The sequence below is a fragment of the Sphingomonas humi genome, from assembly GCF_039536725.1.
GTDB lineage: Bacteria > Pseudomonadota > Alphaproteobacteria > Sphingomonadales > Sphingomonadaceae > Sphingomicrobium > Sphingomicrobium humi.
Genome location: NZ_BAAAZD010000001.1, coordinates 812,146 through 829,431 on the forward strand (window position 1 = coordinate 812,146; position 17,286 = coordinate 829,431).

The window sequence follows — 17,286 nt, forward strand, 5'->3', positions numbered from 1 at the left end:
CGGTCAAACTCCTGAACAGTCGGTTGCTAGCTGTTCTGGGTTGAGACGGAGTTAAGAAAGCGGGCCCGCAAGGTCGCCGGGAAGCAATTTCGGACTTCCCGCGCCGGCGGCCTCGGCGGCCCGGACGGCATCGGCGATGGCGCGGTTCACCGGGGTGGGCAAGTCGAGCGCCGCGGCCCGTGTGATGACCGCGCCCTGCAGCTCATCGATCTCGGTGCGGCGGCCTCGTTCGAGATCCTCCCACATCGAAGAGCGAGCCGAGGCGTCGATCCTGACCCCACGGCGGCTGACCAGCCGGAACAGGAAGTCGGGCAGGCGCAGGATGGCGGGAAAGCGCGTCACCGGGACCTTGCCTAGGCTCCACGGCTCGATCCCCTCGGCCCGGAACAGGCGGAGCGCTTCGTCCTGCGCGGCGGCGAGGATCCGGCGCCAGCGGCGATCCGCCAGCTGTTCGCGCAAGGTCAGGCCCGACAGCGCGTTCAGCGCATTGTTGAGATTGTAGACCAGCTTGCCGGCAAGGACCGCGCGCATTTCGGCATGCTGGAGGATGTCGAGATGGGGCGCGGATAGCGGCGGTGCCCCCGCCTCGACAATCACCGGGCCCGAGGTGCCGCGGTGAAAACGCCCTTCGCCGCGGTGGAGGACGTTAAAACTGACCATGCCGGCATGGACCCGGCGGCCGGGCAGGGCCGCGCGCAGGACATCGGCGTTGGCGAGCCCGTTCTGGAGGCTGATGACCGCGGCGGAAGCGGGTGCATGGGCGGCGATCAGCGTGGCCATTTCTGCCGTGGCGCCGCTCTTGACCGTGACGAGGACGAGGGACGCCTCGCGCAGGGCCGTGGCCGGATCGGTCTCGACCGCGAGCGCGCCTGGGGCAAGTTCTTCGGTCCAGCCTTCGAGGCTGGTGAGGGTGAGGCCGTGGCGGCCAAGCTCGTCGGCGATCCGTGGGCGGGCGAGCAGCACGACGTCCGCGCCGCCGAGGCTGAGCAGCCCCCCGATGAAGCAGCCGATGCTTCCGGCCCCCGCGATGACGATCTTTCCCTGCACGCCAGGATTGGTGCGCCACCGCCAGGCGGTTGACAAGGCGAGGGCGACGCGGAAAGACAGCGCCGTGACCAAGAGCTGGCATCCCTGGCGGAATACTCAAGCGGCGGCGCGATGGCGCTGGCGGTAGGCCATCTGTCACCTTCCACCAGCTGAATTCCAGATGCGACCCGCCCTTTCCAGGCGGGTTTTTTATTGTCCTTTCAAGGTTCGCGTCATGACCCCCACCGCCCAATATACCGCCGTCATTCCGTCCACGCCGCCGGTCGATGCCGGCCCGGTTCCCAACCCGCTGCCGCGCCTGCTGGCGGGCGAGGACCTGAGCGCCGACGACAGCCAGCATCTGTTCGAGCGGCTGGTGCTCGGCCGGCTGGAGCCCGGCGAGATCGGCGGCATGCTGATCGCGCTTCGGATGAAGGGGGAGACGCCGGAGGAGATGATCGGCGCGGCCCAGGCCCTGCTGGCGGCAGCGGCGCCGTTCGAGCGGCCCGACGGGCTGTTCGCCGACTGCTGCGGGACCGGCGGTGACGGCGCGGGCACGATCAACGTGTCTACAGCTGCGGGCTTCGTCGCGGCGGCGGCGGGCCTGAAGGTCGCCAAGCACGGCAATCGTTCGGTGTCGAGCAAGTGCGGGTCGGCCGATGTGCTGGAAGCGCTTGGCGCCAGGATCGAGCTCGACCCGGCGCGGGCGCGCGCGGTCCTCGACCAGACCGGTTTCACCTTCCTGTTCGCGCCGGCCTATCATTCGGGGATGAAGCATGCGGCCGTGGTGCGGCGGCAGCTGAGCGTCCGGACGGTGATGAACTTGCTGGGCCCATGCGTGAACCCGGCGCGGCCCCCGGTGCAGCTGCTTGGCGTCGCCGACGCGCGGATGCTGCGCCGGATCGCGCAGGTGCTGCAGGCGCTTGGCGTCGAAAAGGCCCTGGTGGTCCATGGCGCCGGGACCGACGAAGTGGCGTTGCATGCCGAGACGCGGGCGATCCGCGTGGCGGGCGGTGAGCTCGAGGAGATCGTCCTGACGCCGGAAGATGCGGGCTTCGAGCGCAAGCCGCTGATTTCGCTGGAGGGGGGCGACCCGGCCGACAATGCCGCCCGGCTGCGCGACCTGCTGGAAGGCGGCGCGAGCCAGGCGGAGCGCGAAGCGGTGGCCCTGAACGCGGGCGCGCTGCTGTGGACCGCGGGGCTTGCGCCGGGCTTTGCTGAGGGCGCCGCGCGGGCCAACGACCTCCTTGCGCAAGGAGCGGCAGGGCGGACGCTGCAGGCGTTCATCGAGGCGACCAATGGCTGACGTCCTGGGCGAGATCATCGCGCACAAGCGCAAGGAAGTCGCGGCGCGGCTGGAGGGCTTCGACGCGAGCGGCATCGCGCCGACCGGGCGCAGCCTACGCGCGGCATTGGCTCGGCCCGGCGCGCGCTTCATCATGGAAGTGAAGCGCGCCTCGCCCTCGGGTCATTCCTCGCCGCACTCGGTCGAGACCGCGATCGCGGCCTATGCCGGGGTCGCCGACGGGGTCAGCTGCCTGACCGACGAGCGGTTCTTCGGGGGCTCTTTCGCGGCGCTGGAAACGGTGCGCGCGCGGTTCGACGGGCCGCTGCTGGCCAAGGACTTCGTCGTGGACGTGCGGCAGGTCGGCGAGGCGCGGCGGCATGGCGCGGACGCGGTCCTGTGCATGCTGTCGGTGCTGGACGACGACATGGCGCGGCGCGTGATGGCCGAAGCCGAGCGGCTGGGCATGGACGTGCTGGTCGAGGTGCATGACGAGGCCGAGCTCGGCCGGGCGCTCGGGCTGGGCGCCACGCTGGTCGGGATCAACAACCGCGACCTCAAGACACTGAAGACCGATCTGGCGGTGACCGAGCGGCTGGCGGCGCTGGTGCCGGAGGGCGTCACGTTGGTCAGCGAATCGGGGGTCGGCACGCGGTCGGACGTGGAGCGGCTCGGGCAGCATGCCGATGCCTTCCTGGTCGGCTCCTCGCTGATGGCCGCGGCGGATGTGGGCGAGGCCGCGCGGGCGCTGGTGTTCGGGCGGGTCAAGGTCTGCGGGCTTACCCGTGAAGAGGATGTTGCGCTGGCCGCCGGGGCCGGTGCGACCCATGCCGGGATCATCCTGGTGGCGGACACGCCCCGCGCCGTCGATGCGGCACACGCCCGCGTGCTGGCGGACGCCGCCCGCGCCGGTGGCCTGAAGCCGGTCGGCGTGTTCCGCGATTTGCCTCCGGCCGAGGTTGCGCGTCTTGCCAACGACGCTGGCCTTGCCGCCGTGCAGCTCCACGGTGCGGAAAGCCGCGCGGATGTCGATGTCATTCGCCAGTCCTTCGCAGGCGAGATCTGGACCGCCGGGTTCGAGGATCGCGGCGGCGACCGGCTGCTGTTCGATTCGCCCGGCGGAGGGACCGGCCAGACGTGCGACTGGAGTGCCGTCGCGGCGCACCCCGCGAAGGCAAGCGCCTTCCTGGCCGGGGGAATCGGACCCGATAACGCCAGGAGCGCGCAGGCGACCGGGGTCTACGGGCTCGATGCCAGCTCGCGGCTGGAGCGCGCGCCGGGCATCAAGGATCACGACAAGGTAATTGCGCTGTTCGACGCGCTCAGACTTCCCGACCGGAGAGATTTTCGATGAAGCATGACGGACGTTTTGGCCGGTTCGGGGGATGCTTCGTGCCCGAGATCCTGGTGCCCGCGCTCGAGCAGCTGGAGGCGGCGTTCCTCGAGGCGGAGGAAGACCCGCGCTTCAAGGCCGAGCTGGAGGAATTGCTCACCACCTATGCCGGGCGGCCGACCCCGCTGACCCGCTGCCGCAACCTCGGCAAGGGGACGCAGGCGCGGATCTACCTGAAGCGCGAGGATCTGCTTCACGGCGGCGCGCACAAGACCAACCAGGTGCTGGGCCAGGCGCTGCTGGCAAAGCGGATGGGCAAACGCCGCCTGATCGCCGAGACCGGCGCCGGCCAGCATGGCGTGGCGACCGCGCTGGCGGGCGCCTTGTTCGGGCTCGAAACCGAGATCTTCATGGGTGCGGACGATGTCGCGCGGCAGCAGCTGAACGTGTTCCGGATGGAGCTGATGGGGGCCAAGGTGGTGCCGGTCACCGCTGGCGACCGGACGCTCAAGGACGCCGTCAACGAGGCGCTGCGCGACTGGACGGCGACCTTTGCCGACACCCATTATCTGCTCGGCACCGCGGCCGGGCCGCATCCCTTCCCGACGATGGTGCGGCAGTTCCAGCGGGTGATCGGCAAGGAAGCGCGGGCGCAGGTGCTGGAGATCGAAGGGCGCCTGCCCGACGTGGTGACGGCCTGTGTCGGCGGTGGGTCGAACGCGATCGGGATGTTCGCCGACTTCGTCGCGGACGAGGACGTGCGGCTGGTCGGGGCCGAGGCGGCGGGCAAGGGGCTGCACGGGCATGAGCATGGCGCCACCATCCTCAAGGGCACGCCGGGCATCCTCCACGGGACCGAGACCCTGTTGCTGCAGGACAGTGACGGGCAGATCGCCGACACCTGGTCGATGTCGGCCGGGCTGGATTATCCGGGCGTCGGGCCGGAGCATGCGTTCCTGAAGGAAAGCGAGCGGGCGGAATATGTCGGGGTGACCGACACCGACGCGCTGGAAGCGTTCCAGGCCTTGTCGAAGTCGGAGGGAATCATCCCCGCCTTCGAGAGCGCGCATGCGATCGCCTTTGCGATAAAGGAAGCGGAGCGGGCGACGAAGGACACCATCATCCTCGTCAACCTGTCGGGCCGTGGGGACAAGGACATGGCGAGCGCGGTGAAGCTGCTGAAGCCGGAGGCCGCGCTATGAGCCGCTATGCCCAGATGTTCGAGCGGCTGAAGCAGCGGGGCGAAGGGGCGTTCGGCGCCTTCCTGATGCTCGGCGATCCGAACAAGGCGACCAGCGCGGTTCTGCTCGATACCGTGGTCGAAGCCGGCGCCGACATGATCGAGGTCGGCATTCCCTACAGCGATCCCGTCGCCGACGGGCCGGTGATCCAGGCCGCGTCGGAGCGGGCGCTGGCATCGGGGATGCGGGTCGACGACAGCTTCGACCTGATCCGCGGCCTGCGCGACCGGCATCCGGCAGTGCCGATCGGGATACTCACTTACGCCAATATCCTGCACGCCCGTGGCCGCGAGCAGTTCATGGCCGATGCGGCCGACGCGGGCGCGGATTCGATCCTCGTCGCCGACGTGCCGAGCCTCGAGGCGGCGCCCTACAGCGCGGCGGCAAAGGCAGCCGGGCTGGAGCTGGTGATGATCGCAGCGCCCAACACGCCGCCGCCGGTACTGGGGCGGATCGCAGCAATGTCGGGCGGCTACACATACTGCGTGGCGCGGGCCGGGGTGACGGGCACCAGCGAGAAGCTGGCGCTCGACCATGATGCGTTGTTCGCCGGACTCAGCGAGGCAGGCGCACCGCCGCCGGTGCTCGGGTTTGGAATCTCGACCCCGGACCAGGTCCGCGACGCGCTGGCGAGCGGGGCGGCGGGCGTCATCGCCGGCTCGGCGCTGGTGAAGTGCGGGGCGGACGTTGAACAGCTCGGCAATCTTGTCAGCGCCCTCAAGGGCGCTACTGCCCTTCCGAACTAGAGCAAAGGGAGAGCCATGGCCGTTTCGCTTGAGGGTCGCACCGCCATCGTCACCGGCGCGGGTGGAGGCCTTGGCCGCACCCACGCGCTGCTGCTGGCGCGGGCCGGGGCCAAGGTCGTCGTCAACGATATTCCGCAGAACATCGACAAGGCGCAGGCCGTGATGGAGGAAATCCTCGCTGCCGGCGGACAGGCCACGGCGTTCGGTGCCAGCGTCACCAACGAGGAGGCCGTGGCCGAGATGGTCGGCAAGGCAGGCGCGGTCGACATCCTGGTCAACAATGCGGGGATCCTGCGCGACAAGAGCTTCGCCAAGATGACGCTGGACGACTTCCGGCTGGTGATGGACGTCCACCTCATGGGCAGCGTCATCTGCACCAAGGCGGTGTGGGACGGCATGCGGGAGCGCAATTACGGGCGGATCGTCATGACGACGAGCTCGAGCGGGCTGTACGGCAATTTCGGGCAGTCGAACTACGGCGCGGCGAAGATGGCGCTGGTCGGCTTCATGCAGACGCTGAGCATCGAGGGCGCCAAGAACAACATCAAGGTGAACTGCCTGGCGCCCACCGCGCGCACGGCAATGACCGAAGGCTTGTTGCCGCCCCAGGCGCTTGAGTTGCTCGGGCCGGAATATGTCAGCCCGGCGCTGCTGGCACTGGTGGCCGAGAATGCGCCGACGCGGACCACCCTCTGCGCCGGGGCGCAGGGCGTCGAGGCGGCGCAGATTACGCTTACCAAGGGCATTTCTATCAAGGGCCTCGATGACCTCGACGCCGCTTCGGTGATCCTCGACCGCCTGGGCGAGATCGGCGAGCTTGGCACCGCCACGGTTCCAGCCAGCGGGCTGGAACAGGGCCAGGTCGAGCTGGGCAAGGCGCTGGGCGCCTAGGCATGACGATGAACTGGCATCCGGCACTCTGGCGCTCGCGGCCCGCCGCGCAGCAGCCGGCCTATGCCGATGCCGGAGCGCTTGCGGCGGTGGAGGCCGCGCTGGCCCAAGCGCCACCGATCGTTTCGCTGGACGACGTCGACGCGCTGCGGCGCGAGCTGGCGGAAGCGGCGGCGGGGCGCGCCTTGCTGCTGCAGGGCGGCGATTGCGCCGAAACCTTCGCAGAGCCCGATATCGCCGGGCTGGCAGGATTGTTCGACCAGCTGGCGGGGATGCTGCCGCTTCCCGCGGTTCGCCTGGCGCGGATCGCCGGGCAGTTCGCCAAGCCGCGAACGGTCGAGGGCCGGGTCTGGCGCGGCGAGATCGTCAATGGCCGCGACGCGCTTGAGCCCGATCCCGAGCGGATGCGGCAGGCCTATGCGCATGCCGCAACGACGGCTGGGCGCCTGCCGAAGCGGCTGTACGCCAGCCACGAGGCCCTGCTGCTGCCTTACGAACAGGCACTGGTGCGGCAGTGGGACGATGGCCGCTGGTGGAGCGGATCGGGCCACATGCTGTGGATCGGTGACCGCACGCGGCAGCTGGACGGCGCGCACGTCGCCTTCGCGGCGGGACTTGCCAATCCGGTCGGAGTGAAGCTCGGTGCGATCGGCGCTGATGAACTGCGGCGGCTTGCTGATCTTATCGATCCCGAGCGGATGCCGGGACGTCTGACGCTTATCGTCCGCATTGGGCCCAAGATCGACGCGGCCTTGCCGCCGTTGATCCGCGCGCTTCGGCAGGAGGGTCGGCAGCCGCTGTGGGTCAGCGATCCGCTGCACGGCAACACCAGCCGCGGGGGACCGCGCAAGGTCCGGCGACTGGCCGACGCCGTTTGGGAAGCCGAAGCCTTTGCCGCCATCGCGCGCAGCGAAGGCGTGCCTGCCGGCGGCCTGCATCTCGAGATGACCCCGGAGGATGTCGCCGAGGTGAGCGGCGGGCTGGAAGGCGAAGGCTGGACCAGCGCCTGCGACCCGCGGCTCAATCCGCGGCAGGCCGAAGCGGTGGTCGCGGCATTCGCGGCCGCGCTTGGCCGGCGTGACGCGGCATGAAGCTGCGGTCTCTCGCCACCGGGCCGCTGACCGGCGCCTTTCCGGTTCCCGGCGACAAGAGCCTGTCGCACCGGGCGCTAATCTTCGGCGCGCTGGCGGAAGGCGAGACGGTGGTCGCCGGGCTGCTCGAAAGCGAGGATGTGCTCGCCACGGCCGAGGCGCTGCGGGCGTTCGGGGTTCGGGTCGAGCGCTTCGGGCCCGGGCGCTGGCGGGTGCTGGGCGGCCGGTGGCGTTCCCCCGATGCGCCGATCGACTGCGGCAACAGCGGCACTGCGGTGCGGCTGCTGATGGGCGCGGCGGCAGGCCAAGGCGTGCGCGCGACCTTTACCGGCGATGCCTCGCTGTCGAAGCGGCCGATGCGGCGGGTCAAGGCGCCGCTCGAAGCGATGGGCGTGCGGTTCGAAGGTGGGGATACCTTGCCGATGACGGTCGAGGGGCCGGTCACCCGCGGCATCGCGCATGTGAACGTGCCGGCCAGCGCGCAGGTCAAGTCGGCGGTGCTGCTGGCCGGGCTGGGCAGCGACCAGCCGGTCGAAGTGGCCGAACCGGTGCCGAGCCGCGACCATAGCGAGATCATGCTGGCGGAGTTCGGAGTCGCGTTTCAGCGTGACGGGACGGTCACCCGGCTGGGGGCGGGGCGGCGGCTGTCGGGGCGCCTGGTGGAGGTCGCCGGCGATCCCTCCTCCGCCGCCTTCGCACTCGGCGCGGCGGCGATCGTGCCGGGGTCCGAGGTGACGGTGAAGGACGTGCTCCTCAACCCGCATCGCTCGGGCTTCGTCATGGCCCTGCAGCGGATGGGCGCGGACCTTGCTATGGCCAATATCCGCGAGCGCGGCGGGGAGACGATCGGCGACGTGCGGGTGCGCTTCGGGCCCTTGTTCGGCGCTGAATTCACGGCCGAGGAAATCCCCTCGATGGTCGACGAGATCCCGATGCTTGCGGTGGTGGCCGCAGGCGCGCGCGGCGAAACGCGGATCGAGGGGCTGGACGAGCTTCGCCATAAGGAGAGCGACCGGCTGGCGCTGATGGCCGAGGGGTTGAGCGCCTGCGGGGTCGAGGCGCGGGCCGATGGTGACGCGCTGGTCATTCAGGGCGGGCCGATCCGCGGCGGCGCGAGCGTGCGGACCGAGGGTGACCACCGGATCGCGATGAGCCACCTGGTGCTGGGCCTTGCCGCCGAGCAGCCGGTGACGGTCGACGAGGCCGAGATGATCGCGACCAGTTTCCCCACCTTCCGCGACGCGATGAAGGCGCTTGGCGCGAGGATCGAGGAGGTGGCGGAGCAATGAGCTGGAACAGCTTCGGGCGCCTTTTCCGCTTCACGACGTGGGGCGAAAGCCATGGGCCGGCAATCGGCGTGGTGGTGGACGGCTGTCCGCCGGGCTTGAGCCTCGACGAGGCGCATGTGCAGGGCTTCCTCGACCAGCGCCGTCCGGGCACGGGCAAGAATGTCTCCCCGCGGCAGGAGCCCGACCGGGTGCGGATCCTGTCAGGGGTGCATGAGGGGCGGACGACCGGCACCCCGATCGGCATGCTGATCGAGAATGTCGACCAGCGTTCGAAGGATTATTCCGGGCTGGCGCCTCGGCCCGGCCATGCCGATGCAGCCTATGACGCCAAATATGGCTTTCGCGATCCGCGCGGCGGCGGGCGCGCGAGCGCACGGGAGACGGCGATGCGGGTGGCTGCGGGAGCAATTGCGCGACTGGTGATCCCCGAAGTGACGGTGACCGCGCGCGTGGCCGAGATCGGCGGCGAGGCGGACGCAGAGAAGTGGGAAGCGCTGCTCGATGAAGCGCGGGGCGATCAGGACAGCCTCGGTGCGGTGATCGAATGCGTGGCCGAGGGGGCGTCAGCCGGTTGGGGCGCGCCAATCTATGCCAAGCTCGATGCCGACCTTGCCGCCGCGGTGATGGGGATCAACGCGGTCAAGGGCGTGGAGATCGGCGAGGGCTTTGCCGCCGGCCGGGCGAGCGGGCGGGCGAGCCTGCCGCTGATGAGCAGGAGCGGGATCGACGGCGGCATTTCGACCGGCCAGCCGATCAACCTCCGCGCCGCGTTCAAGCCGACCAGCAGCATCGGGATCGGCGGGCGGCACGATCCCTGCGTCGGGATCCGCGGGGCGCCGGTGGTCGAAGCGATGGTCGCGCTGGTGCTGGCCGACCACAAGTTGCTGCATCGGGGTCAGTGCGGCTGACGACCTAGTGGCATTTGAAGCGGTCGAACGGTTCCAGGCACTCGCGGCAGCGCCACTGGCTCTTGCACGGGGTGGAGCCGAAGCGGCTGACTTCCTCGACCTTGGCTGATCCGCATTGCGGGCAGTGCACCTCGCCCGAGGGTTCGGGCGGGGCGATACCGTAGCGGCGGAGCTTCTCGCGGCCTTCGGGCGTGATCCATTCGGTGGTCCACGGCGGGCTGATGACGGTCTCGATCGCGGTACCGCGGTAGCCGGCGGCGTCGAGCGCGGCGCGGATGCTCTGTTCGATGAAAAGGGTGGCGGGGCAGCCCGAATAGGTCGGGGTGATCGTCACCTTGTCGGGCGTCACGGCGCGGACGATGCCGAGTTCGACCACCGAGACGGCAGGAATCTCGGGATCGGGGACGTCGGCGAGGACATCCCAGAGGGGCTGGGAATTCGTCATTGCGAGCTGCGGGTGGAGCAATCCATCGGCCCGATATGGATTGCTTCGCTCCGCTCGCAATGACGGGACATGGTCAGACGCGCTCGATCACCATGGCGATGCCCTGGCCAACGCCAATGCACATGGTGGCAAGGCCGTAGCGGCCGCCGGTCTGCGCGAGATGGATTGCCGCGGTGCCGGCGAGACGGGCGCCGCTCATGCCGAGGGGATGGCCGAGCGCGATGGCGCCGCCATTGGGGTTCACGCGGGGGTCGTCGTCGGGAAGACCGAGCTGGCGAAGGACGGCGAGGCCCTGCGCAGCGAAGGCTTCGTTCAGTTCGATCACGTCCATCTGATCAAGCGTCAGGCCGAGGCGGGCGAGCAGCTTGGTCGTCGCCGGGGCCGGGCCGATGCCCATGATCCGCGGCGGAACGCCCGCCACCGCGCAGCCCAGCACCCGCGCCTTGGGGGTGAGGCCGAAGCGGCGGGCGGTTTCTTCCGAGGCGATCAGCAGCGCCGCGGCGCCGTCGTTGACGCCCGAGGCGTTGCCGGCGGTGACCGTGCCGTCGCTGCGGACGATGGGCTTCAAGGCGGCGAGCTTGTCGAGCGGGGTCAGGCGCGGGTGCTCGTCCCTGTCGACCGTCGACACCTCACCCTTGCGGCCGGGGATGTCGACGCCGACGATTTCGGCGGCGAGGCGCCCGCTGGCCTGCGCGGCGGCGGCCTTTTCCTGGCTGCGCAGCGCGAACAGATCCTGGTCTTCGCGGCTGACCGCAAATTCGTCGGCGACGTTTTCGGCGGTGCTCGGCATGGTGTCGTCGCCATAGGCATCACGCATCTTCGGGTTGACGAAGCGCCAGCCGATGGTGGTGTCGTAGATCTCGGCGTTGCGGTCGAAGGCGCTGGTCGCCTTGGCCATGACGAAGGGCGCGCGGCTCATGCTTTCGGAGCCGCCGGCGATGAGCAGGTCGCCCTCGCCAGAGCGGATGGTGCGCGCGGCCATCGCGACCGCGTCGAGACCCGATCCGCACAGGCGGTTAAGAGTCACGCCGCCGCTGTCGTGAGGAAGCCCGGCTAGCAGGCCGGCCATACGCGCGAGGTTGCGATTATCCTCGCCCGCCTGGTTGGCGCAGCCGAGGATGATGTCGTCGAGCGCCTGCCAGTCGACGTCCGGGTTGCGATCCTTGAGCGCGCGGACGGGGATGGCGGCGAGGTCGTCGGCGCGGACCGAGGACAGCGCGCCGCCGTAGCGGCCGATCGGGGTGCGGACGTAGTCGCAGATGAAGGCGTCGGTCATTCGATCACTTCCGTTTGTGCCGAGCGAAGTCGAGGCACGTGGCTGGCCGTCCCTCGACTTCGCTCGGGACTAACGGGGAGGGGTCAGTCCGCCGAGATCACGCCGCGGCGGATCTGGTCGAGCTCGATGCTTTCGAACAGGGCCTTGAAATTGCCTTCGCCGAAGCCCTCGTTCCCCTTGCGCTGGATGAGCTCGTAGAAGATGGGGCCGATCACTTCCTGGGTGAAGATCTGCAGCAGCAGGCCTTGGCCCTCGGTCGGCGCGCCGTCGAGGAGAATGCGGCGCTTCTTCAATTCTTCCATGGGCTCGCCATGGCCCGGCACGCGGGCGTCGAGCAGGTCGTAATAGGTGTCGGGCGTGTCCTGGAAGGGAATGCCGCGGTCCTTCAGGATATCGACCGAACCATAGATATCGGTGGTGCCGAGCGCGATGTGCTGGATGCCTTCGCCATTATACTTGCGGAGGAATTCCTCGATCTGGCTCTTGTCGTCCTGGCTCTCGTTCAGGGGAATGCGGATCTTGCCGCAGGGGCTGGTCATCGCCTTGGAGAAGAGGCCGGTGACCTTTCCTTCGATGTCGAAGTAGCGGATCTCGCGGAAGTTGAAGAGCTTCTCGTAGAATTCGGCCCAATGGTTCATCCGCCCGCGGCGGACATTGTGGGTCAGATGGTCGAGATAGGTGAGGTGGCTGGCCGAGGCCTGCATCGCCTCTTCGAAGCCGGGCAGATAGTCGAAATTGTCGGCATAGGCGTCGCCGGCATCGCCGTAGCGGTCAATGAGGTACAGGAGCGAGCCGCCGATGCCCTCAATCGCCGGCCAGCCGAGGCCCTTGGCGGTGACGTCGGTGGCGCCGAGTTCCAGCGCGCGGGCGTGGGCGGCGGCGGCATCCTTGACGCGGAAGGCCATGGCGACCGCGCTCGGGCCATGCTCCTTCGAGAAGTCGGCGGCGTGGCTTTCGTCCTGCGCGTTGATCAGGAAGTTGATGTCGCCCTGGCGATGGAGGGTGATGTCCTGCGTACGGTGCCTGGCCACCGCGGGAAAGCCGAGCTTGGCGAACAGGTCGCGCAGCAGCTGCGGTTCGGGCGCGGCATATTCGACGAACTCGAAGCCGTCGGTACCCATCGGATTGTCGAGGCCGAGCGGCCCCTTCTCGAGCGTGGCGGTAGCCATTGAGGGATCTCCTTGTCAGGGGTCCCTTGCGCCGGGCATGGTCGCAATTCAAGCTGGAGGAGCCGGGATCATGGCGTGGGAAGAACGGGATGGCGCGCTTCACCGGAGCCTGCGCTTCGACGATTTCAGTGCGGCCTTCGCCTTCCTGACGCGGGTCGCGCTGCATGCCGAAAAGATCGACCACCATCCCGAGTTTACCAGCGTCTGGAACCGCGTCGACTTTCGGCTGACCAGCCATGACGCGGGCGGGGTGACCGAGCGTGACCGCCAGCTGGCCGAGGAGATCGACCGGCTGGCGAGCGCCGGGGCCGGGAGGTGAGCGACGCCCTGCCCCCGCATGCGATCCGCGACATCGTGGTGGTCGGAGGCGGGACCGCGGGGTGGATGGCGGCGACCGCGCTCAGCACCCTGCTGCCGCGGGGCACGCGCATCACGCTGATCGAATCGGACGAGATCGGCATCGTCGGGGTGGGCGAGGCGACCATTCCGCCGCTCCGTGCCTTCAACCGGATGGTCGGGATCGACGAGGATGATTTCCTGCGGGCGACGCAGGGGACCTTCAAGCTGGGGATCGAGTTCGTCGACTGGGGCGGTGTGGGGCGGCGCTATTTCCACCCGTTCGGGCCGCACGGGCAGGACCTGCGCGGAGTGAACTTCCACCAATTGTACTTGGCCAGCGCCGAGCGCCGAGCGCTGCCGCCGATCGACGGATGGTCGATGAGCGCGGCTGCGGCGGCGAAGGGTCGCTTCGCCCGGCCGACGGCAGATTCGCGGCTGCCGTTCAGCCAGCTCGATTACGCCTTCCACTTCGATGCGGGGCTGTACGCACGGTTCCTGCGCCGCATTGCGGAAGAGCGCGGGGTCGTCCGCCGCGAGGGGAAGATCACCGGTTGGGACCAGAATGGCGAGACCGGGCACATCACCAGCGTCACGCTGGCGGATGGGAGCATCGTCGCGGGCGAATTGTTCATCGACTGCTCGGGTTTTCGCGGGCTGCTGATCGAGCAGGCGCTGGGGTCAGGCTATGAAGAGTGGACCCGCTGGCTGCCGTGCAACCGGGCGGTCGCGGTCCCGTGCGAGCTTGCCGGAGAGCCCGATCCCTTCACTCGCTCGACCGCGCGGGCGGCGGGATGGCAGTGGCGCATCCCGCTTCAGCACCGGATGGGGAACGGGATCGTCTATTCCTCGGCGCATATGGACGCCGACGATGCGGCCGCGTTGCTGCTGGGGAACCTCGACGGAAAGCCGCTCGGCGAACCGAGGCAGCTGTCCTTCACGACCGGGCGGCGCAAGCTGGCGTGGAATGCCAATGTGGTCGCGCTGGGCCTGTCGAGCGGGTTCCTCGAGCCGCTGGAATCGACCAGCATCCACCTCATCCAAAGCGGCATCCAGAAGCTGCTGGCGCTGTTCCCTGATTCCCGTTTCGATCCGCTGGAGCGGGGCGAATATAATCGGCAGATGCGGGAGGTGTTCGAGGACGTCCGCGACTTCATCATCCTTCACTACAAGGCGTCGCGGCGGGACGATTCGGACTTCTGGCGCAGGTGTCGCGACATGGCGGTGCCGGACAGCCTCGCCTCGAGGCTCGCCTTGTGGGCGGGCAAGGGCCGACTATTCCGCGAGGGGCGCGAACTGTTCGGGACGCCGAGCTGGGTCGCGGTGCTGCTCGGGCAGGGACTGCCGCCCGCCGCCCTCGAACCGATCGCGACCGTGCCGGAGCCGGCGTGGGTCGACGACGTGCTGGCCAAGATGCACGCCAGCTATGTGCATTTCGCGGATCATATGCCGACCCACTGCGACTTCATCCGCGCCAATTGCGACGCGGCGGCCGTAGGGAGCGCCGCGCGATAGATCGGCCTAGTAAGGCCGGCCGTAAAGCTTCTTGTTCTTGTTGGCGCCGATCACCGCGCCGACGATCCCGCCGATGATCGGGCCGACCACGGGCAAGGGAATGGCGATCAGCGCGCCCACGGCGGCATATTTGGCGATGCGCTTGCCTTCGTCGGTCATTCTCTTGTGTTCCTTTCAGTCGAACATGGCGGTGGCGAGCGGCTCGCTCGGGCCGAACCAGATCACATGATCGGTATGGTCCGCGCGGTCGTTTCCGGTCGAAGGGTGGGCAAAGACGGTCAGGCCGCGGCGGTGGAGCGGAAGCCAGCCGGCGACCTCCCCGAAACGGCCTGGCGCCACGGTCAGCTGGACCGAACCGCGCGGGTGCGGCCCGACCGGCCGGGTATGGAAATGACCGACCGACGCGCCGAAGCGCTCGGCCACTTCGCCGGCGACGCTGCGGGCAAGGTCGACCTCGTCCGGGTCGAAGTAGAGGTGAACGTGGAAGTCGGCCGGCGCGTCCATGCCGCTGACATGGGTATGGAGGTGCCCCGGCGGAAGGGCCAGCTTCCATTCACGCGCGTTTGCGCATACACCAGTCCCATGACCGGCCGTATTGCCAGCGCCAGCTATTATTATCTCCACGAGGTGGGGATCGGCTGAACGCGCGTCTGACAGACCAGTTTTCGCTACCCCGCCAGGCCACCGCCCGGCGGGTTTTTTTGTGCTTCCGACCAAGGATCGACCCGATGTTCAAGGAATTCCACCACGCCGCCGCCGACCCGCTGGTGCCGGGCTGGCAGGCCTATGTGGTCGACCAGGGCTGGGGCCGGTTCAGCAGCGAGGACCATGAAACCTGGGACATTCTCTACGCTCGGCAGACCAGGCTGCTGGAGGGGCGGATCGTCCGCCGCTTCCTCGACGGGCTTGCGCTAGTCGGGCTGGGCGGGGGCGGCATTCCGGAACTGGCGCGGCTGAATGCCCTGCTCGAACCGCTGAGTGGATGGCGCTGCGTCGCGGTCGCCGGCTTGGTACCGGACGAGGCCTTCTTTGCGATGCTGGCGGCGCGCGTGTTCCCGATCGGCAACTTCATCCGCACCCGGGCGGAGCTCGATTACCTCGAGGAGCCTGACTGCTTTCATGACATCTATGGCCATGTGCCGATGCTGGCCGACCGGCAGGTCGCCAACGCGATGCAGCAATTTGGGCAGACGGGCGTCGAGGCGATTGCCGCGGGGCAGGGCGACAAGGTCGCGCGGCTCTACTGGCATACGATCGAATTCGGCCTGGTCCGAGAAGAGGGCGAGCTGCGTATCCTCGGTGCCGGGCTGGCGTCGAGCTTTGGCGAAGCGGCCAAGAGCCTCGAGGATCCGCAGATCGAGCGGCGGCGGTTCACGCCGCAGTCGGCGGTGGCGACGCCGTACCGGCATGATGCGATGCAGCCGCTCTACCTCGTCGCGGACAGCATGGAGGCGGTGGTCGAAGCGCTCGACGGGCCGCTGCCCTAGGCTGGCGCGGGGGCTGCGGTTCTGCTTAGCCTTTGACGCATGAGCATCTGGCACATTCACGATTTCGACCCCGAAGCGGCGACCCGTATCGGGGATGCCTGCATGATCGGCCATCTCGGGATCGAGTTCCTCGAGCGGGGCGACGACTGGCTGAAGGCGCGGATGCCGGTCGATCGCCGCACCACCCAGCCTTACGGTCGGCTCCACGGCGGCGCATCGGTCGCGCTTTCCGAGACGGTCGCTTCCTATGCGGGAATGATGACCGTCGACCCCGAGCAGAAGGGCGTGGTCGGACTGGAAATCAACGCCAACCACATCCGCGCCGCACGCGAGGGCTGGGTGGTCGCGACCGCCAAGGCTGAAGCGATCGGCCGGACGACGCAGGTGTGGACGATCCGGGTCGAGGAGGAGGGCGGCAAGCTCGTCTGCCTGTCGCGGATCACGCTGGCGGTGATCGCAAGGCAGCAGGCCTAGATTTTCCATCAGCACGCCTGCGCCAAGGCCCTTCGTTTTTTGCTCAGGGCGAGCGAAGATTGGCGGTCAGGAAGCTTTTGGTCTGCTGCACCACCTGCCGGGTTGCGGCGCGCGAGACGCTGAAGGCCATGTGATTGCAGGTGAGCTCGATCGCGAGGTCGCTTTCGTGCGGTTCGCCGCGAGCGCAGGCGGGAGCGACAATGCCGTCGCGGCGCGACCAGAAGGCGAGTGTGGGGACCGGCGGCTTGTCCGTGATGCGCGGGATCGGCGGATTGTCGACCGGGTGGCCCGCGACCCATTCGTAGAAGCGCCAGACATTGTTGCCGCGGACATCGCCGGAGAAGGGTGAACCGAGGGTCACCACCGCGCTGACGAGGTCGGGGCGATGCCGCGCAAGTTCGCGGGCGAACAGGCCGCCGAGGCTCCAGCCGACCACCAGCACCTGCTCGCCATCGCCGATCTGCTCGAGACGGCGTTCAAGGCTGACGAGGGTATCGGAGCGCGCGCCGCGGTTAAGGCCGAGTGCCCAGGGATGGGTTCGGAACCCGCCTTCCGCGAAGGCTCGGCGAAGCTCCATCGTCGTGCGGTCGGTGGCGACGAAGCCGGGGATGACCAGTGCCGGCGGGCCATCGATCGGCCCGCGCGGGCCGAGGTGCCCGAAGCTGCTCCACAGCCGCGGGGCCAGGCTCAGCCCCTCGGTCAGGCGCCGGTAGTTCGGCGGGGCTTTGGTGTCGTCCAATGTCGTCATTGCGAGCCGGGGGCGAAGCAAACCAT

Annotated in this window: 19 protein-coding genes; 12 read left to right on the forward strand and 7 right to left on the reverse strand. The window is 68.8% G+C overall.

The features are described 5' to 3' along the window. Positions 1 to 51 precede the first annotated feature (51 nt). Positions 52 to 1,047 (reverse strand): 2-dehydropantoate 2-reductase, encoded by a 996-nt coding sequence (locus tag ABD729_RS03955; RefSeq protein WP_344708849.1) that lies wholly within the window; start codon positions 1,045 to 1,047, stop codon positions 52 to 54. A 214-nt stretch (positions 1,048 to 1,261) separates the two neighbouring features. Between ABD729_RS03955 and trpD the strand changes: the two genes are divergently transcribed. Genes trpD through ABD729_RS03995 form a run of 8 tightly spaced genes read left to right on the forward strand, consistent with a single transcriptional unit; the run spans position 1,262 to position 9,810 of the window. After that, the gene (gene trpD / locus ABD729_RS03960) at positions 1,262 to 2,332 is read left to right on the forward strand and encodes an anthranilate phosphoribosyltransferase (protein ID WP_344708850.1); all 1,071 of its coding nucleotides are present in this window, start codon (positions 1,262 to 1,264) and stop codon (positions 2,330 to 2,332) included. Then, positions 2,325 to 3,665, forward strand: a complete 1,341-nt coding sequence (trpCF, locus tag ABD729_RS03965; RefSeq protein WP_344708852.1) for a bifunctional indole-3-glycerol-phosphate synthase TrpC/phosphoribosylanthranilate isomerase TrpF — start codon at positions 2,325 to 2,327, stop codon at positions 3,663 to 3,665. The genes trpD and trpCF overlap by 8 nt, the downstream gene beginning before the upstream one ends. Continuing rightward, positions 3,662 to 4,846 carry a tryptophan synthase subunit beta gene (trpB, locus tag ABD729_RS03970; RefSeq protein WP_344708853.1) on the forward strand — a complete coding sequence of 395 codons (1,185 nt, stop codon included), beginning with the start codon at positions 3,662 to 3,664 and terminating at the stop codon, positions 4,844 to 4,846. The genes trpCF and trpB overlap by 4 nt, the downstream gene beginning before the upstream one ends. Beyond that, complete coding sequence (gene trpA, locus ABD729_RS03975; protein WP_344708855.1) at positions 4,843 to 5,631, forward strand: tryptophan synthase subunit alpha; 789 nt, start codon at positions 4,843 to 4,845, stop codon at positions 5,629 to 5,631. The genes trpB and trpA overlap by 4 nt, the downstream gene beginning before the upstream one ends. 15 nt (positions 5,632 to 5,646) lie before the next feature. Beyond that, on the forward strand, positions 5,647 to 6,522 hold the full coding sequence (locus ABD729_RS03980; protein WP_344708856.1) for an SDR family NAD(P)-dependent oxidoreductase: 876 nt from the start codon (positions 5,647 to 5,649) through the stop codon (positions 6,520 to 6,522). Between the two features lie 8 nt (positions 6,523 to 6,530). Then, the gene (locus tag ABD729_RS03985) at positions 6,531 to 7,613 is read left to right on the forward strand and encodes a 3-deoxy-7-phosphoheptulonate synthase (protein WP_344708857.1); all 1,083 of its coding nucleotides are present in this window, start codon (positions 6,531 to 6,533) and stop codon (positions 7,611 to 7,613) included. Then, positions 7,610 to 8,902 carry a 3-phosphoshikimate 1-carboxyvinyltransferase gene (aroA, locus tag ABD729_RS03990; protein ID WP_344708858.1) on the forward strand — a complete coding sequence of 431 codons (1,293 nt, stop codon included), beginning with the start codon at positions 7,610 to 7,612 and terminating at the stop codon, positions 8,900 to 8,902. The genes ABD729_RS03985 and aroA overlap by 4 nt, the downstream gene beginning before the upstream one ends. Next, positions 8,899 to 9,810, forward strand: coding sequence for a chorismate synthase (locus tag ABD729_RS03995; protein WP_344708859.1), 912 nt, complete (start codon positions 8,899 to 8,901; stop codon positions 9,808 to 9,810). The genes aroA and ABD729_RS03995 overlap by 4 nt, the downstream gene beginning before the upstream one ends. Before the next feature lie 4 nt (positions 9,811 to 9,814). On the opposite strand, the gene paaD is transcribed toward ABD729_RS03995, so the two are convergent. The 3 genes from paaD to hppD all read right to left on the reverse strand — a co-directional run bounded on the left by paaD (position 9,815) and on the right by hppD (position 12,700). Then, a complete protein-coding gene (gene paaD, locus ABD729_RS04000; protein ID WP_344708860.1) occupies positions 9,815 to 10,255 on the reverse strand; it encodes a 1,2-phenylacetyl-CoA epoxidase subunit PaaD in 441 nt (146 codons plus the stop codon). A gap of 73 nt (positions 10,256 to 10,328) precedes the next feature. Beyond that, positions 10,329 to 11,531 carry a 3-oxoadipyl-CoA thiolase gene (gene pcaF, locus ABD729_RS04005; protein ID WP_344708861.1) on the reverse strand — a complete coding sequence of 401 codons (1,203 nt, stop codon included), beginning with the start codon at positions 11,529 to 11,531 and terminating at the stop codon, positions 10,329 to 10,331. 83 nt (positions 11,532 to 11,614) lie between these two features. Further along, positions 11,615 to 12,700 (reverse strand): 4-hydroxyphenylpyruvate dioxygenase, encoded by a 1,086-nt coding sequence (hppD, locus tag ABD729_RS04010; RefSeq protein WP_344708862.1) that lies wholly within the window; start codon positions 12,698 to 12,700, stop codon positions 11,615 to 11,617. Between the two features lie 70 nt (positions 12,701 to 12,770). Here hppD and ABD729_RS04015 point away from each other — a divergent pair, with 70 nt between their 5' ends. Next, complete coding sequence (locus ABD729_RS04015) at positions 12,771 to 13,019, forward strand: 4a-hydroxytetrahydrobiopterin dehydratase (RefSeq protein WP_344708863.1); 249 nt, start codon at positions 12,771 to 12,773, stop codon at positions 13,017 to 13,019. Beyond that, complete coding sequence (locus ABD729_RS04020; RefSeq protein ID WP_344708865.1) at positions 13,016 to 14,551, forward strand: tryptophan halogenase family protein; 1,536 nt, start codon at positions 13,016 to 13,018, stop codon at positions 14,549 to 14,551. Before ABD729_RS04015 ends, ABD729_RS04020 begins: the two co-directional genes overlap by 4 nt. A gap of 6 nt (positions 14,552 to 14,557) precedes the next feature. On the opposite strand, the gene ABD729_RS04025 is transcribed toward ABD729_RS04020, so the two are convergent. Together ABD729_RS04025 and ABD729_RS04030 are read right to left on the reverse strand one after the other, a co-directional pair. Further along, positions 14,558 to 14,710 carry a hypothetical protein gene (locus tag ABD729_RS04025; RefSeq protein ID WP_344708866.1) on the reverse strand — a complete coding sequence of 51 codons (153 nt, stop codon included), beginning with the start codon at positions 14,708 to 14,710 and terminating at the stop codon, positions 14,558 to 14,560. A gap of 15 nt (positions 14,711 to 14,725) precedes the next feature. Continuing rightward, entirely contained in the window at positions 14,726 to 15,055 is a 330-nt protein-coding gene (locus tag ABD729_RS04030) for a DOPA 4,5-dioxygenase family protein (RefSeq protein WP_344708867.1), read from the reverse strand. A 224-nt stretch (positions 15,056 to 15,279) separates the two neighbouring features. Between ABD729_RS04030 and ABD729_RS04035 the strand changes: the two genes are divergently transcribed. Both ABD729_RS04035 and ABD729_RS04040 read left to right on the forward strand, forming a co-directional pair. Further along, positions 15,280 to 16,038, forward strand: coding sequence for a phenylalanine 4-monooxygenase (locus ABD729_RS04035; RefSeq protein ID WP_344708868.1), 759 nt, complete (start codon positions 15,280 to 15,282; stop codon positions 16,036 to 16,038). A gap of 39 nt (positions 16,039 to 16,077) precedes the next feature. After that, positions 16,078 to 16,512, forward strand: coding sequence for a hotdog fold thioesterase (locus ABD729_RS04040; protein ID WP_344708869.1), 435 nt, complete (start codon positions 16,078 to 16,080; stop codon positions 16,510 to 16,512). Between the two features lie 43 nt (positions 16,513 to 16,555). Here ABD729_RS04040 and ABD729_RS04045 read toward each other — a convergent pair whose 3' ends face one another. Beyond that, the gene (locus tag ABD729_RS04045; RefSeq protein WP_344708870.1) at positions 16,556 to 17,260 is read right to left on the reverse strand and encodes an alpha/beta fold hydrolase; all 705 of its coding nucleotides are present in this window, start codon (positions 17,258 to 17,260) and stop codon (positions 16,556 to 16,558) included. Positions 17,261 to 17,286 lie beyond the last annotated feature (26 nt).

Coding starts and splice junctions, on each gene's coding strand:
- trpA (WP_344708855.1), top strand. CDS start 4,843: ATGAGCCGCTATGCCCAGATGTTCGAGCGGCTGAAGCAGCGGGGCGAA.
- ABD729_RS04015 (WP_344708863.1), top strand. CDS start 12,771: ATGGCGTGGGAAGAACGGGATGGCGCGCTTCACCGGAGCCTGCGCTTC.
- ABD729_RS04025 (WP_344708866.1), bottom strand. CDS start 14,710: ATGACCGACGAAGGCAAGCGCATCGCCAAATATGCCGCCGTGGGCGCG.
- trpD (WP_344708850.1), top strand. CDS start 1,262: ATGACCCCCACCGCCCAATATACCGCCGTCATTCCGTCCACGCCGCCG.
- ABD729_RS03985 (WP_344708857.1), top strand. CDS start 6,531: ATGAACTGGCATCCGGCACTCTGGCGCTCGCGGCCCGCCGCGCAGCAG.
- trpB (WP_344708853.1), top strand. CDS start 3,662: ATGAAGCATGACGGACGTTTTGGCCGGTTCGGGGGATGCTTCGTGCCC.
- aroA (WP_344708858.1), top strand. CDS start 7,610: ATGAAGCTGCGGTCTCTCGCCACCGGGCCGCTGACCGGCGCCTTTCCG.
- hppD (WP_344708862.1), bottom strand. CDS start 12,700: ATGGCTACCGCCACGCTCGAGAAGGGGCCGCTCGGCCTCGACAATCCG.
- ABD729_RS03980 (WP_344708856.1), top strand. CDS start 5,647: ATGGCCGTTTCGCTTGAGGGTCGCACCGCCATCGTCACCGGCGCGGGT.
- ABD729_RS03995 (WP_344708859.1), top strand. CDS start 8,899: ATGAGCTGGAACAGCTTCGGGCGCCTTTTCCGCTTCACGACGTGGGGC.
- paaD (WP_344708860.1), bottom strand. CDS start 10,255: ATGACGAATTCCCAGCCCCTCTGGGATGTCCTCGCCGACGTCCCCGAT.
- ABD729_RS04040 (WP_344708869.1), top strand. CDS start 16,078: ATGAGCATCTGGCACATTCACGATTTCGACCCCGAAGCGGCGACCCGT.
- ABD729_RS04035 (WP_344708868.1), top strand. CDS start 15,280: ATGTTCAAGGAATTCCACCACGCCGCCGCCGACCCGCTGGTGCCGGGC.
- ABD729_RS04030 (WP_344708867.1), bottom strand. CDS start 15,055: ATGGACGCGCCGGCCGACTTCCACGTTCACCTCTACTTCGACCCGGAC.
- pcaF (WP_344708861.1), bottom strand. CDS start 11,531: ATGACCGACGCCTTCATCTGCGACTACGTCCGCACCCCGATCGGCCGC.
- trpCF (WP_344708852.1), top strand. CDS start 2,325: ATGGCTGACGTCCTGGGCGAGATCATCGCGCACAAGCGCAAGGAAGTC.
- ABD729_RS04045 (WP_344708870.1), bottom strand. CDS start 17,260: ATGACGACATTGGACGACACCAAAGCCCCGCCGAACTACCGGCGCCTG.